Genomic DNA, 14,076 nt, shown 5'->3' with positions numbered 1-14,076 from the left:
ACCGGATGTCGCGGCCCATTCACTCATCCAAATGGTTTCCCACACCCGAATCATGCACAACAAGACAAAAGCAACGATGGCCCTGGCAGGTTTGTTCCTGTCGGGCTTGCTGCTGTCGGGCATGACCGCCTGCGACGCAAGCGACCGCCCGGCGACGGAAAGAGGCTATGCCACGGGACGCGTCGTGGACACCCATGGCGAGCCGATCGCAGGAGCGAAGGTCCTGCTGGACAACGCCGTCTTCTACGCCTCCTACATCGACGGCACGACCCGCGACGACGGCAGCTACCGAATCAAGGTACAGCCCGGCGCGTGGAAGGCGGACGCCACTTTCAGGAAGACGTACAACGGAAAGACCTACGCCCTGGAACTGGATCCGGACCACAACGATTCCTTCAATGAGGAAGGCGTTGTCCGCAACTTCACCTGGAAGCTGGAGGGGCGCACGCCCGACAACGAGTACGGCTATTACGGCGGCTTCATCCAGCTGAGCACGGACATCGGCTTCTACGAGGACATGGAAACCATCGAACTGACCCTGACGCCCAACGGTCCGCTGATCGACGGTTCGCCGGGAAAGACGCTTCGACTGCGGATGGGCGACCACTACTGGGTGGATCACTACCAGATCGAAGACGTCCCGATCGGTCGCTATGTGGTGACCGCAACGCTGGAAGGCGACGACGGCCCGCGCCCGCTGAAGATCCAGAACTGGCATACGAAAGGCGATTTCGAGTCGGCGTTCCAACTGGATTTCCTGCCCAAGTCCAACAGCACCATCAGGATCTCGGCATCCATCGTCATTGGCCAATGAATTTGCACATGACCACACCCAGCAGGGGAAAACACACATGAAACCGCACTCGATCGCCCGGGCCAGCGCCCTGGCTGCCGCGGGCCTGTTGCTGGCCGCATGCACCGTCACCGACCTCGATGCGGCCCGCGTGGACTGCGCCACGCCCGGCCCCCACGGCGTCGACTGCCGGATCCAGCGCACCGGCGGCAACGGCAGCTTCCAGGCCTGTTGGGACCTGGTCATCGGCTGCGGGAACGGCGGCGAGATGGTCGGTGCTGCCTGCCACGAGATGGCCGCCGGCACCAACGCCGGGAACGAGAACATGCCCGTGTCCGGTTTCTCCAACCAGGACAGCTGCGACGTTCCAGCCTCCGGCAAGGTCGAGCGCCTCAAGGTCACCTCCAGATGATGCGCAACGACATCCGCGCGGCAACCAGGCGCCGGTGGCTGGCCGTGTTCGGCTCGGCGTCGCTGGCCCTTGCAACCTCCGCCTGCGAGGCACCCGCGCATGCCGCAGTGACCAGTTGCTCGGGCGCGAAGTTCGGCAACATTGCCGCGAAGAAGGACTGCACGGTCGCCATCGCGAAGTTCGACCAGCAAACCTCGGCCCGCTTCCAGCTCGACACAAAGCGGCGCGATGTCGTGGTGCAGGGGCGCTTCACGGTCACACGGGGCACGGCGCGGATCGCTCAGCGCAACAGGACCGGCACGGTCGCGGAGATCGTCGTCGGCCCCGACGCGCCGGCCACCCTGGACAGCACCCTGCACCTGGGCCTGCGCAACCGGGACTTCCACCTCGTCTTCCACCCGCAGGGCGAGGTCGAAGGCCTCGCAGGCCAACTGTCCTACGAAACCCGCTGAGCTGCCCTGCGCGCCTGGCGCCCCTCCTTATTTCTTGCGAACCCTCGACATGACCACGGACTGGAAACACACCTTCAGGCGCATCGCGATTCAGACGGGCAAGGGCCTGCTGTGGCTGGGCAAGCACCTGCTCGCGCTGCTGGCGGCCATCGCGCGGTTCGTCTTCCTGCGTGCGATTCCCGCACTTTGGCGTTGGCTGCGCGACACGGCCTTCCCGGCATTGCGGCGGCTGTACCTGTGGTTGCCGCATCGGCGCGCCGTGGTCGGGGGCATCGCGGCTGTCGTCGCGATCGCGATCGCGGTGTTGATGTGGCGCACGCCTGGCGACATGGGAACAGAAACGGCGCCCGGCGCTGCCATCGCCAGCGCGGACGTATCGGGCACGCCCGCCGAACCGGTGCGGTTGACGCTGTCGCCGGCCGAAGCGTCACCTGGGGCGCCGGTGCTTCTGGACGGCCTGGCCGTTGCCGCAAACGACACCTTCGAGGTATGGATCGGCGACCAGCCAGCCATCGCCGAACGCTTGCCCGATGGACGCCTGCAGGCCTTGGTGCCGCTGCAACTGGGGCCCGATGGCTGGCCGGTCGCGCTGGCGCAGGCGCAGGTGGTGGAAGTACGTCGCAACGGCCGGCCGATCGCCACCAGCGGAAGCGGACTCCGGGTCACCGAACTCCCGCGCGCGCCGGGCACCACGGTGCAGGTGCAGCAGTCGCTGGAGACGATCACGGCGGCCTATGCGCGCATCTTCGAAGCGCTGCCGGTGCAGGACGAATCCGAAACCGCGCACCGCCGCGCGGTCATCGCGATGCTGCGTGCACTGGTGAGTGAAGGCGACCATTCGCTTGCCGCGGTGCTGGCCGGCACCTCGCCGCTGCTCGAAGGCGGGCCCGTCGATCTCGAACTGACCGACGCCCTGCTTGCGGCCAGTGGCGCGGCCGCCTATCTGCAGGCACGCGCCGCGGTATTCGAAGCGCCGCCAGCCGCGGCGGCGGGCGGCACCACAATTCCCGCGGGCGCCGCATTCCCGATGTTGCTGTCCATGCAAGGCTGGCTTCCCCCGGATCCCGGCGTTCCCAAGTGCAGGGAAACCGGGAAGGACGTCGAGATCGCCTGCCTGATGCAGGTCCACGGCCTGCTCACCCTTTTCTCGCAGGAGTTCGTGAAACCGACCGCCGATACCTATGCCACCGGCGTCGGGCTGTCCATGGGCGCCTATGGCCTGAACAGCGACGTGGTGAAGATTGCCGGCAAGTCCGTTCCCGTGCACAAGGTGATCAGCGCCCTGCTGAGCGTGGCCAACCTCGTGATCGAGAAGATCGCGCCTTCGCTGTTGCCGGCCAGCCTGAGCCGGTTCGAGCTGGAAGTCGCCACGCCACTCATCCGGACCCACGAAACCACCCGCACGCGGCTGATGGTGGAAGCCCGCAACCATCCGCAGACGATCACGCTCAATGACCTTGTCGACCTGGTCAAATCCATCATCGGCCTGCCCAAGATCGACCAGCTCTTCCAGAACAAGGTGTTCCAGGTCTTCGATTACGCCGTCGACATCTACCTGGCGGTGTTGCGCGAGTTCGGCGGGGCCATGCCGGGGGTCGAGAACGCGCTCAATCCCGGTGTGTTCACCATGCCGGCCATGCAGTGGGGCCCGGTCGAAGTGGCCAGCGACGATCTACTGAGTCTGTTCAGCTACGACGAACAGGTGTTGTCCACTCAGGAACCGGAACTGGAATGGCGTGGCGAGCGGGCCGGGCAGGCTACGGTGCGCGTCATGCCGCGCGGACCCGGCGACCGCAGCAAGATGCTGCTGGACAACACCCTGTGCTGGGGCTGCGCGTGGAGCGGCGGCGCCTTCGGCGAAGACATGCCGGAGAGCTCGAAGAAGATCGCCGTGGACATCGAGTTCAAGGCATCCCCCCGGCAGGGCCATCCGCCCCTGGATGTCGAGTTCACATGGCGGCTGCTGGCCAAAGAGGACGGCGAGCCGATCCCGTGCACGCTGGACTTCGGCGACGGCTCGCAGCCCGAACGCATTGCCGACTGCACCGAGATCAACACCTTCGAACACACCTACCTGTACACGTCGCGACTGGAAGCCGACACCGCCGGCTCCTACGAGCCGACGATCCGCCTCGATGGCAACAAGGCCGAAGGCAAGACCGAGGTCACCACCGAATGGACGTTCCGTGGCGAGCCGGCGACCGGCAACGCGCCGCTGGATGCATGGTTCACCTGGCACATCCCGTGGCCATCGGACCGCGAGGCACCGGCCTGTGAACTCGATCCCGGCGACGGCTCGGAAAAACAGACCTTCGACGATTGCCTCGCAACGACGCAAGCCGAGCATCGCTTCGAACGCCGTGGCAGTTTCGTGCCGATGCTGACACTCATCGACGGCAACGCCAGGGACACCAAGACCGCACCTGTGTCGGTCGCCGAACCAGGCACCTGCGACGAAGACCTGCTCAAGCACAAGACATGGACCGGCACCGTGTCCTACAACCAGAAGCGCGACGCCTGGAATGAGTCCGGGACCTCCCACATCAAGTACAGCATGGACGTCCGCCTCGGCGCGGACATGCACGAACGCACGCGGCGCCAATGGCGGGGTGCCGATCATCTGGTGCAGTACTACAGTCCGTTGCCGCAAGGGTCCGCCAACCTCAGTCTGTCGTCGCGTGGGTACGATTCGAAAGGCAACCTGCTCGGCATCAACACCTTCAACGGCACCGGGCCCATGCAGCGCCAGGAGCCGCGCATGACCGAGGACGGCTCGTCACTCACCTTGACCCTCGACACCAACGACTGCAGCTACGAGTTCCACCTGCAGGGGCAGACCAAGGGTTCGGGCGAGCGCTGGAACTGGATCAAGGGATCGGAGTCGTACCAGGGCCACATGTGGATCAACTCCGTCTGGGGCGAGGGCGTGGTGACCTCGAACAGTTCGATCCAGGGCTCCGGGACGTTCCCGGTGCTGTCGCGCAGCCAGATCGAAGACAACAGTCGCCAGAAAACCAATTGGGTGAGCGAGGACGACGGCGTCTCCCGCAACCTGGGCGAGGACAACCTCGGCACGATCACGGTGGACTGGCATTTCGACGTGGTGGACTGAGGCTGCGTCAGCTGGTTCGAGCGTCGTAGCGACCGCAAGGCCAGCCCGCCTGTGCCACCAGCGTCGATCGCGCCCCGCAAGCCGCCGCCGCAAGAAAGAAAAAGGTTCTTCTCCCAATAGAGGGAGAAGGCGGGCAAGGTTGCTGCAAGTCCACGCGGCTTCGATTGGACGCCGCGCCCTGTCGACCGGGGATCGCTTTTCGCCCGGTCAGGGTCGTTGCGTCGTCCCCCTTCCCTCTGTGGGAGCGACCTTGGTCGCGAACGCCTTCGCGCGCAAGCGCGCTCCCACAGCTGAACGCCAGGATCGCGCGCAAAATATCCATGTTTTTGCGTGTCGCGACCCCGACCGCAGGCCAGATCCATTCGCTTGCAATCCGGCCGACTCCCCCTCGAATGGGCGAAGAACCAAGAAAAACCCCGCCTCGCGGCGGGGTTCTTCGTGTCTGGTGCGGCCAAGGCCTGGCCAGGTCGTTGTCCCGGCGCGCTGCGGCGCGCGGGATCAACCCGCACCTTCATTGCATCGCGGCGCGATCAGAAATCCATGCCGCCCATGCCCCGCGCGGGTGGCAGCCGGCCTGGACGGTGCGCGTGCGCAACAAGTCCACCGCGATGCCGATGGCCGGACTGGGCGATCGGCAACGACGCCGTGCGCGACGCGACCAAGCCCACCGCCAAGGAAACCGCCAGGGGCGCGGCCAAGAGCGTGCTGCGTGGATTGCTGCGCCGCTGATGCGCTCTCTCCCACGCGATCGGGACGGGCGGCACTCGCGATCAAACGGCCGGGCCGCGCCCTTCCTGCCGTTGACAGCACATGCAGCAGGGGAATCCGGCCGTCTTCGCGTCGAGACCCGTCATGCCCGCCCAACTCGCTGAAGTATCCACCGCCCCGCCCTTACCCATCGACGCCTTGTTCGGTGAGGTCTACGGACAGCTTTGCGCCCTGGCGCATCGCCAACGCCACCCGTCCGATGGTGCCACGCTCAACACGACTGCGCTGGTGCACGAGCTGTATCTGCGGGTCAGCGCGAACCCGGCGCTGGAGTTCACCCGCCCGGGGCAATTCTTCGCCTACGCCGCCTGCGCCATCCGCCATCTGCTCTGCGACCGTGCCCGCGCGCGGCTGCGGCGACAGGCCAACGGCGCGGGCTGGACCACCCTGGTGACGTCGGATGGCCAGTCGCAGCTGGCGATCGCCAGCGCCGAGGAGATGATGTCGCTGGACGCAGCGCTGAACCGCCTGGCCGAGATCGACCCGCGCGCCGCGCACACGGTGGAACTGCGTTATTTCGCCGGACTGACGCTGGAACAGGTGGCGGAGACGCTGGGGCTCGCGCGGCGCACGGTCGATCGCGATTGGCGCTTCGCCCGCGCCTTCCTGCACGACCTGCTGGCCTGAGCGGGAGTGCCCTCGCATGACGCCCGTGCACAGCCACGAGACGCCTGCGGGCGGCATGCGCCTGCGGCGCTTGTTCGAAGCCGCGCTGGAGGTGCCCGACGACGCGCGTGCGGCCTGGCTGGACCGGCACGCGGCCGACGCAGCCGAACGCGCCGCGCTGCAGCGCCTGCTGGCCGCCGACGCGGGCGTCGACGGCGCGCTCGACCTCCCGGTCACCGAGCGCGCCGCACGCCTGGGCACCTGCGCAGGCAGCGATGCCGATGCCGCCGTGGCAGGCATGGTCGGACAGCGCATCGGCCGGTTCCGCCTGGTCCGGCTGCTGGGCCAGGGCGGCATGGCCACGGTCTTCCTGGCCGAGCGGGAGGGCGCCGACTTCGCCCAGCAGGTGGCCGTCAAACTGCTGCGTCGCGGCCTGTACTCGGACGTGGAGCAGCGCCTGTTCCGCCGCGAGCGGCGCACCCTCGCCCTGCTGTCCCACCCCAACATCGCGCGCCTGGTCGACGGCGGCGTCACCGCGGCCGGCATTCCCTTCCTGGTGATGGAATGTGTCGACGGCGTGCCGATCACCCGCCATGCCTTCGAGCAACGGCTCGACCTGCGCGCGCGCCTGCGGCTGTTCGTCGTGGTCTGCGGCGCGGTCGCCGCCGCGCACAGGCAGCTCATCGTGCATCGCGACATCAAGCCCTCCAACATCCTCGTCACCGCCGAGGGTGAGGTGAAGCTGCTCGACTTCGGCATCGCCAAGCTGCTCGACGAGGACGATGGCGCCACCATCGCCGGCGCGGCAGCGCTCACGCCGGGCTACGCCGCGCCCGAGCAGTACGCCGGCGGCCCGGTCTCCACCGCCACCGACGTGTACGCGCTCGGCGTGCTGCTGCACGAACTGCTGCTGTGCAGGCGACCCGACGGCGACGCGTCGAGGCGGCCGTCCTGCCTGGCGTACGACACCGGCGTGGACCCGGCGCACCTGCCGCTGCCGCGCGCCGCGCTGCACCACGCGCTGCGCGGCGACCTGGACAACATCCTGCTGCGCGCACTGGCGCCCGAACCCGCGCGTCGCTACCCCTCAGCCGGCGCACTGGCCGATGACATCAGCCGTCACCTCGACGCCCTGCCGGTGGCAGCGCATCCGCCCTCGCCCGGGTACCGCGCGCGCAAGTTCGTGCGGCGCCACCGCAGCGCCGTGACCCTGGCCGTCGTCTTCGCACTCGGCCTGCTCGCCAGTACCGGTGCCGCGCTGTGGCAGGCACGCGAAGCGCGGCTGCAGGCGCAAGCGGCCGAAGAGCAGACGCAGCGCGCGGTGGCGGTGCGCGACCTGCTGGTGCAGCTGTTCGAGAACGAACAGCCCGGCATGGCGCGCAGCGCCTTGCCCGACACGGCGACGCTGTTGCGGCGCGCCGCCGAACGCAGCCGCGACGGCATGCACCATGCGCCGGCGGTGCGGGTCGACATGCTGGTGGTGATCGGCCGCATCCACGACCGGCTGTCGCAGTACGCGCAGGCACGCAGCCTGCTGACCGAAGCCGTCGACGCCGCGCGCCAACTGCCGGCCAAGCAGCACGCCACGCTGGGCACGGCGCTGAGCCAGCTCGGCCAGCTCGAACTCAGCCTCAAGCATCATGCCGCGGCGCTGCGTCTGTTCGAAGAAGCGCTCGCGATCCAGCAGGCACGCGAGCCGCACGGACTCGACACCGCCATGACCCTGCACCGCCGTGCCCTGGCCTACAGCGAAACCGCCCGCCACGCGCAGGCGCTGGCCGACTATCGCGCGGCCCTGGCGCTGCGCACGGCGCGCCTGCCGGCCGAGCACGAACTGCTGGTTGCCAGCTATGGCGCGCTCGGCACCGCCTACTCGCGGGCGCACCGGCTGCAGGAAGCCGAGCACTGGCAGCGACGCGCACTGGCAATGGCGCGGCGCACCCATGGCAACGTGCATGAAGAAACCGCGCGCCGGCTGAGCAACCTGGGCGTCACCCTGTTCGACCTGGGCCAGCACGCCGAAGCCGGACGCCTGTTCGACGAAGCCGTAGCCATCGACCGGCGCGTGTTCTCCGCCCCCAACGCCGGTGCCGCACCGCGCCTGCACAACCTCGGTACGCTGCAACTGCGGCTGGGCCAGCTCGACCAGGGCGAGCGCTCGCTGCGCGCCGCGCTGGCGCTGGGCGACGTGCTCGGGCTGGGCCAGGCGCCCGGCCATGGCTACACCCTGCACCAGCTGGCGCGCCTGCAGGAACTGCGGGGGGATCGCGAACAGGCGCTGGCGACGGCGCGCCAAGCCACGCAGGTTTTGTCCGCAACGCTGCCCGGGGGACACGCCCGCCGGATCGAAGCGGAACTGCAGCTGGCGCGACTGATGCTGCCAAACGCCGCCGACATACCCGCGGACGCGCCGCCTGACGCCGTCGCGACCGTCCAGGCGATCCACGCCCGGGTCGAGCGCCTGCGTCAGCGTGTGCCCGTGGACGACGTGCCGCTGCAGGCCAGCGCGCGCCACCTGCTGGGACTGGTCCTGGCGGCTGGATCCGATTGGGCCGCGGCCGAACGCGAACTCGTGGCGGCCACCAGCGCCCTGCACGGACCGGCCGGGCTGCGCCATGACGCCGCCGGCTGGTTCGAGACGCTCGCCCGGGTCAGGCTGCAGCGGGGGGACACCGACGGTGCACGCCAGGCCCTGCACGCAGGCCTGGCCCTGGCCGAGCGCATGCATCTGCCGCCGAGGCATTACCTGCGCGCGCAACTGCTGCTGACGCTGGCCGAACTCGAGCACGGTGCCCGCCGCAGCGCCGAGGCGCGCCGCCATGCCGGCGCTGCGCTGCAGGCCATGGACGGGTGGCTGCCCGGGCGCCACCCGTGGCGGAAGCAGGCACGGCGGCTGCTCTAGACCGCATCTCCGCGCATCGCGCGCGGGCTGCGGCGCGGGGCCACGACGGCAATGTCGCAATCCGGTCCGCCGCGACGCTCTTGTGTATTGCACGGCTGCGAGGGCCTCGTGGAACGACGTCCACGGCCGTGCCCGACCCCTCCAGGATTCACACAGGACCCCCATGGACGCGCACCGCAAACCCACCAACCCTACCCCAGCCCCCCAGCCCGCCAGTTCCGACTGCAGGATCGATATCCACATCGACAGCCGCGGCGACGTCAACATCTACAACTGCTCGGCGCCCTGCGATTGCGGCGAGTCCTCTCCTCCCGCCGCTGACCACACCTGCCCACCCACCGCGCCCGGCGCCTGTGTCCCGGCCTCGCTTGGCGGCAAGCCCAAGCAGAGCCGTCGCCGCAAGCTGGACACGCTGCTGGGCAACACCCGCGTGCCCAGCGCACTCGGCGCGACCTTCTTCCATCTCGCGCGCCGCCAGCTGGCCGGCAAGCCTGCCGCCAATGTCCTCGAGCAACGCGCCTTCGCCACCCTCGGCCGGCTGACCCCGGACCTGCGCCGCGTCCTGTCCTGTTCGCTGGCGTCCTTCGACACGCTTGCGCCCGGTGAGCGCGACCGCCTGTTCTCCAGCGAGGTGCCGCGCGATCCCGACCAGCCGCTCACCGTCGACGTCCTGGCCCAGGCCGTGGCCACGGAACTGGTGGCCAACGTCGGCCTGCAGCTGTTCGGCGACCCGGACGGCGCCCTCGAAGAGCGTCCCGGACTGCGCCGCACGCAACCGTTCCCGGGCGGCGAATTCCCGCCCACCCAGGTTCGCGTGTGCCGCGTCAACGCCCTGCGCACCGGCGAATTCCTGCCCACGCTGGGCACCGGCGACTACACCCCGGAGGAAGTACAGCAGCGCTGCCATGTGATCCTCGAGGGCGGCCAGCCCGTCCAGGTCTGCGAAGTGCAGACCACCGACTGCCCGGGCAGCTCCAATGGCGAGGTGTGCCTGCGCGTGCAGGAGATCGAGGCCGGGCGCGCGGTGATGCTGGAAGGCGTGAACTTCTCCAGCGTCGAGACGAAGGTACGCCTCACCGACGTGGCGACCTTCAGCATCGTGCGCGATGTCGATGCGCACGTGCGCGGCGACGAACAAACCCCACTGGCCGAGACCATCGACGGGGTCGAGGTGCCGATCATCGACTGTCGGGTGCACGACCGCCTCAGCTTCCGCCTGCCCGACGACCTGCCGCCCGGCCTGTACGATTTCCAGGTGATGGTGCCCAACGACGGCGGCGACCCGGGATGGGGGCAGACGCTGTTCTCCAACGGCCAGCGCGTCATGGTGGTACCGCCAGCAACCGCGCGCTTCCAGATCACCAGCGAAACCCTGCATGCGCGCAGGGAAACCGCACCGGCCTCGTGGGGTTCGGACGAAGTCGGCATCAAGATCCTGGCCGCGGCGCTGTTCCCCGATCTCAGCGCGAGCGCTCCGCAGTCGCCCAATGGCGGCAACCCGATCCGCTTCGGCGACGTCGACAGCGGCGAGTCGCGCGCGATGGAGCATCTGCTGTTCTCGCACTCGCAACCGATCCTCGGCGGTGCGGTCTCGATCCTGGGTTTCGAGGTGGACGGCGAGGAGGCGTTCGAGAAACAGATCGACAGCTTCACCGAGGCCTTCATCGAGGTCATGAAGGACGTGATTGACTTCATCAAGGACCATCTCAAGGAAGCCGGGGCGATCGCGACAAAGCTGGTCGCCATGGGCGTGGCCGGCGCAATCGCCGCCGCGATCGCGGTCGCCATCGCACTGGCCATCATCCTGTTCGTCGCGTTGTGGGCGCCGGCCGACCTGATCATCGAGGACGCGATCGGCCCGACCATCGGCGAGCTGGTGGCCCTGACCAGCCTCAACTTCCCGCTGCCGCCGCCGCGCCAGTACACGACGGCCGGCGGCATCAAGGTGAAGGTGACACCGCTGGAGAAGGTCGCCCAGCAATACCGCGAACTGCGCGAGTACGTCAGCGACGACGAGGAAAGCCGCTACGAGATCGTGCTGCGCTACAACCGGCTGGCCTGAGCACGAACGCGGCCAGGGTTGCGTGAGTCCACGTCGCGCAAAGAAAAACCCCGCCTCGCGGCGGGGTTTTTCGTGTCGCAGTGGAACGGTTGGCGCTGGATCAGAAATCCATGCCGCCCATGCCGCCCATGCCACCGCCGCCGCCCATGGCCGGCTCTTCCTTCTTGGGAAGCTCCGCCACCATCGCTTCGGTGGTGATCATCAGGCCGGCGATCGAGGCTGCGTTCTGCAGCGCCGAACGGGTGACCTTGGTCGGATCCAGGATGCCGAACGCGATCATGTCGCCGTACTCGCCGGTCTGCGCGTTGTAGCCGTAGTTGCCGGTGCCGTCCTTGACCTTGTTCAGCACCACCGACGGCTCTTCACCGCAGTTGGTGACGATCTCGCGCAGCGGGGCTTCCATTGCACGCAGGGCGATCACGATGCCGTGGTTCTGGTCTTCGTTGGCACCCTTGAGCTCGCCGATGGCCTGCAGCGCGCGCACCAGGGCCACGCCGCCGCCCGGGACCACGCCTTCTTCCACCGCAGCGCGCGTGGCGTGCAGGGCGTCTTCGACGCGGGCCTTCTTTTCCTTCATCTCGATCTCGGTCGAGGCACCGACCTTGATCACCGCGACGCCGCCGGCCAGCTTGGCCACGCGCTCCTGCAGCTTCTCGCGGTCGTAGTCCGAAGAGGTCTCTTCGATCTGCGCCTTGATCTGCTTGATGCGCGCCTCGATGCCACCGGTCTCGCCGGCGCCGTCGATGATGGTGGTGTTCTCCTTGGAGACCTGCACCTTCTTGGCGCGGCCGAGGTCGGCGATGGTCGCCTTCTCGAGCTGCAGGCCGACTTCCTCGGAGATCACGGTGCCGCCGGTCAGCACGGCCATGTCTTCGAGCATCGCCTTGCGACGGTCGCCGAAGCCCGGGGCCTTGACGGCCACGACCTTGACGATGCCGCGGATGGTGTTGACCACCAGGGTCGCCAGCGCTTCGCCTTCAACCTCTTCGGCCACGATCAGCAGCGGCTTGCCGGCCTTGGCCACGCCTTCGAGCACGGGCAGCAGGTCACGCACGTTGGAGATCTTCTTGTCGTGCAGGAGGATGAACGGGTCATCCAGGTCGGCCGACATCGACTGCTGGTTGTTGATGAAGTACGGCGACAGGTAGCCGCGGTCGAACTGCATGCCCTCGACGACGTCGAGCTCGTTGTCCAGGCCCGAGCCCTCTTCAACGGTGATCACGCCTTCCTTGCCGACCTTCTTCATCGCGTCGGCGATGATGGTACCGATCGACTCGTCGGAGTTGGCCGAGATCGTGCCGACCTGGGCGATCGCCTTGTCGTCGGCGGTGGGCTTGGAGATGTTCTTCAGCTCCTGCACCGCGGCCTTGACGGCCTGGTCGATGCCGCGCTTGAGGTCCATCGGGTTCATGCCGGCGGCGACCGCCTTGGCACCTTCGCGGATCAGCGCCTGCGCCAGCACGGTGGCGGTGGTGGTGCCGTCACCGGCGTTGTCGGAGGTCTTGGACGCGACTTCCTTCAGCATCTGCGCGCCCATGTTCTCGAACTTGTCGGCCAGTTCGATTTCCTTGGCGACGGAGACGCCGTCCTTGGTGATGGTCGGCGCGCCGTAGCTCTTCTCGAGCACGACGTTGCGGCCCTTCGGGCCGAGGGTTGCCTTGACGGCATTGGCGAGAATGTTGACGCCGCGCACCATCTTGGCGCGCGCGTCTTCACCGAAACGGATTTCCTTGGCAGCCATGGCTGATTACCTCGATGTCTGGATAGTGGGAATGTGGAAAGGGCTGGCGAAAGACGCCGCGATCAGCCGAGGATCGCGAAGATGTCGTCTTCCTTCACCACGAGGTATTCGGTGCCGTCGAGCTTGACCTCGGTGCCGCTGTACTTGCCGAACAGCACCTTGTCGCCGGCCTTGACCTTGGGCGCGCGCACGCTGCCGTTGTCGAGCACCTTGCCCTCGCCGACGGCGACGACTTCACCCTTGATCGGCTTTTCGGTGGCCGAGTCCGGGATCACGATGCCGCCGGCCGACAGCTTCTCTTCTTCCATACGCTTGATGACCACGCGGTCGTACAGCGGCTTGATGTTGCTCATTTTCAACCCTCGCAAGTGATTGATTGGACAGGTAAAGGGGCGGCGATGTTAGCACTCGCCAAGGGCGACTGCCAGCAACGCGGGCGCGAAAATCCCGGACGGGCCGGGAGGTGATCGGAAGATGAGGGGGGTAGCCGGCGCTTTCAAGGGGCAGGGTGTGGATTTCTTTTCGCGGTTTCGGCTTGCCCCCATCCCAACCCTCCCCTGCTCGCGGGGGAAGGGTTGGGATGGGGGCCGCCGGAGCCACGCAAACTCAGTCCCCGACCGGCAGCTCCAGCGTCTCCTTCACCTCTTCCATGACGATGTAGCTCTTGGATTCGCGTACGTGCGGCAGGGTCAGCAGGGTGCTGCCGAGCAGCTTGCGGTAGGACGCCATTTCCGAGATCCGCGCCTTGATCAGGTAGTCGAAATCCCCCGACACCAGGTGGCATTCCAGCACGTTCGGCAGCTTGAGCGCGGCGCGGCGGAATTCCTCGAAGATGTCGCCGGACTTGTAGGCCAGGCTGATCTCGACGAACACCAGCAGGCTGGCCTGGACCGCGGCGGGCGCTACACGGGCGTGGTAGCCGGTGATCACGCCGTCGCGCTCGAGCCGGCGCACGCGCTCGGTGCAGGGCGTGGTCGACAGGCCCACGCGCTCGCCGAGTTCGGTGAAGGCGATGCGCCCCTCCTGCTGCAGGATGCGCAGGATGCGGCGGTCGACGCGGTCGAGTTCCCTGCGTTTCATTGGCACTGTCGGGGGCGGTCTTTGCAGGAATATTAACTGCCATCCGACTGAATCTTGGAAAATTCCGCTGCCTTCCCGCTCTTATACTGGTGGAATTCCGCCCCGTGACCACCTTCGACCCACCCCCGGATGGACCCGACTCCTTCCG

At 67.7% G+C, this 14,076-nt stretch carries 10 protein-coding genes; 7 read left to right on the top strand and 3 right to left on the bottom strand.

Annotated elements, in window-relative coordinates; genetic code table 11:
* Window positions 1-52 precede the first annotated feature (52 nt).
* The 7 genes from ACW5EG_RS01590 to ACW5EG_RS01560 all read left to right on the top strand — a co-directional run bounded on the left by ACW5EG_RS01590 (window position 53) and on the right by ACW5EG_RS01560 (window position 11,107).
* The gene (locus ACW5EG_RS01590) at window positions 53-814 is read left to right on the top strand and encodes a carboxypeptidase-like regulatory domain-containing protein (RefSeq protein ID WP_457016925.1); all 762 of its coding nucleotides are present in this window, start codon (window positions 53-55) and stop codon (window positions 812-814) included.
* A 37-nt stretch (window positions 815-851) separates the two neighbouring features.
* Window positions 852-1,205 carry a hypothetical protein gene (locus ACW5EG_RS01585; protein ID WP_457016924.1) on the top strand — a complete coding sequence of 118 codons (354 nt, stop codon included), beginning with the start codon at window positions 852-854 and terminating at the stop codon, window positions 1,203-1,205.
* Complete coding sequence (locus ACW5EG_RS01580; protein WP_457020673.1) at window positions 1,205-1,657, top strand: hypothetical protein; 453 nt, start codon at window positions 1,205-1,207, stop codon at window positions 1,655-1,657. Before ACW5EG_RS01585 ends, ACW5EG_RS01580 begins: the two co-directional genes overlap by 1 nt.
* Before the next feature lie 49 nt (window positions 1,658-1,706).
* Window positions 1,707-4,769, top strand: a complete 3,063-nt coding sequence (locus tag ACW5EG_RS01575; RefSeq protein ID WP_457020672.1) for a PKD domain-containing protein — start codon at window positions 1,707-1,709, stop codon at window positions 4,767-4,769.
* A gap of 852 nt (window positions 4,770-5,621) precedes the next feature.
* Window positions 5,622-6,164 (top strand): ECF-type sigma factor, encoded by a 543-nt coding sequence (locus tag ACW5EG_RS01570; RefSeq protein ID WP_457020671.1) that lies wholly within the window; start codon window positions 5,622-5,624, stop codon window positions 6,162-6,164.
* 16 nt (window positions 6,165-6,180) lie between these two features.
* Complete coding sequence (locus tag ACW5EG_RS01565) at window positions 6,181-9,045, top strand: tetratricopeptide repeat protein (protein WP_457020670.1); 2,865 nt, start codon at window positions 6,181-6,183, stop codon at window positions 9,043-9,045.
* Between the two features lie 163 nt (window positions 9,046-9,208).
* The gene (locus ACW5EG_RS01560; protein WP_457020669.1) at window positions 9,209-11,107 is read left to right on the top strand and encodes a hypothetical protein; all 1,899 of its coding nucleotides are present in this window, start codon (window positions 9,209-9,211) and stop codon (window positions 11,105-11,107) included.
* Between the two features lie 100 nt (window positions 11,108-11,207).
* Here the strand turns inward: ACW5EG_RS01560 and groL are convergent, their stop codons facing one another.
* From groL to ACW5EG_RS01545, 3 genes are all read right to left on the bottom strand, one after another.
* Window positions 11,208-12,848: a chaperonin GroEL gene (groL, locus tag ACW5EG_RS01555; protein WP_457016910.1), complete on the bottom strand. Its 1,641-nt coding sequence runs from the start codon at window positions 12,846-12,848 to the stop codon at window positions 11,208-11,210.
* Between the two features lie 62 nt (window positions 12,849-12,910).
* Window positions 12,911-13,201 (bottom strand): co-chaperone GroES, encoded by a 291-nt coding sequence (gene groES / locus ACW5EG_RS01550; protein WP_149102601.1) that lies wholly within the window; start codon window positions 13,199-13,201, stop codon window positions 12,911-12,913.
* Window positions 13,202-13,454: 253 nt separating this feature from the next.
* Complete coding sequence (locus ACW5EG_RS01545; protein WP_457016909.1) at window positions 13,455-13,928, bottom strand: Lrp/AsnC ligand binding domain-containing protein; 474 nt, start codon at window positions 13,926-13,928, stop codon at window positions 13,455-13,457.
* Window positions 13,929-14,076: the final 148 nt, after the last annotated feature.

This window comes from Luteimonas sp. A611 (genome assembly GCF_054072715.1).
Note: the sequence above shows the minus strand (reverse complement) of the source record. Positions and strands in the feature narration are given on the sequence as shown.

Coding starts and splice junctions, on each gene's coding strand:
- ACW5EG_RS01590 (WP_457016925.1), top strand. CDS start 53: ATGCACAACAAGACAAAAGCAACGATGGCCCTGGCAGGTTTGTTCCTG.
- ACW5EG_RS01560 (WP_457020669.1), top strand. CDS start 9,209: ATGGACGCGCACCGCAAACCCACCAACCCTACCCCAGCCCCCCAGCCC.
- ACW5EG_RS01545 (WP_457016909.1), bottom strand. CDS start 13,928: ATGAAACGCAGGGAACTCGACCGCGTCGACCGCCGCATCCTGCGCATC.
- ACW5EG_RS01570 (WP_457020671.1), top strand. CDS start 5,622: ATGCCCGCCCAACTCGCTGAAGTATCCACCGCCCCGCCCTTACCCATC.
- ACW5EG_RS01580 (WP_457020673.1), top strand. CDS start 1,205: ATGCGCAACGACATCCGCGCGGCAACCAGGCGCCGGTGGCTGGCCGTG.
- ACW5EG_RS01565 (WP_457020670.1), top strand. CDS start 6,181: ATGACGCCCGTGCACAGCCACGAGACGCCTGCGGGCGGCATGCGCCTG.
- ACW5EG_RS01585 (WP_457016924.1), top strand. CDS start 852: ATGAAACCGCACTCGATCGCCCGGGCCAGCGCCCTGGCTGCCGCGGGC.
- ACW5EG_RS01575 (WP_457020672.1), top strand. CDS start 1,707: ATGACCACGGACTGGAAACACACCTTCAGGCGCATCGCGATTCAGACG.
- groES (WP_149102601.1), bottom strand. CDS start 13,201: ATGAGCAACATCAAGCCGCTGTACGACCGCGTGGTCATCAAGCGTATG.
- groL (WP_457016910.1), bottom strand. CDS start 12,848: ATGGCTGCCAAGGAAATCCGTTTCGGTGAAGACGCGCGCGCCAAGATG.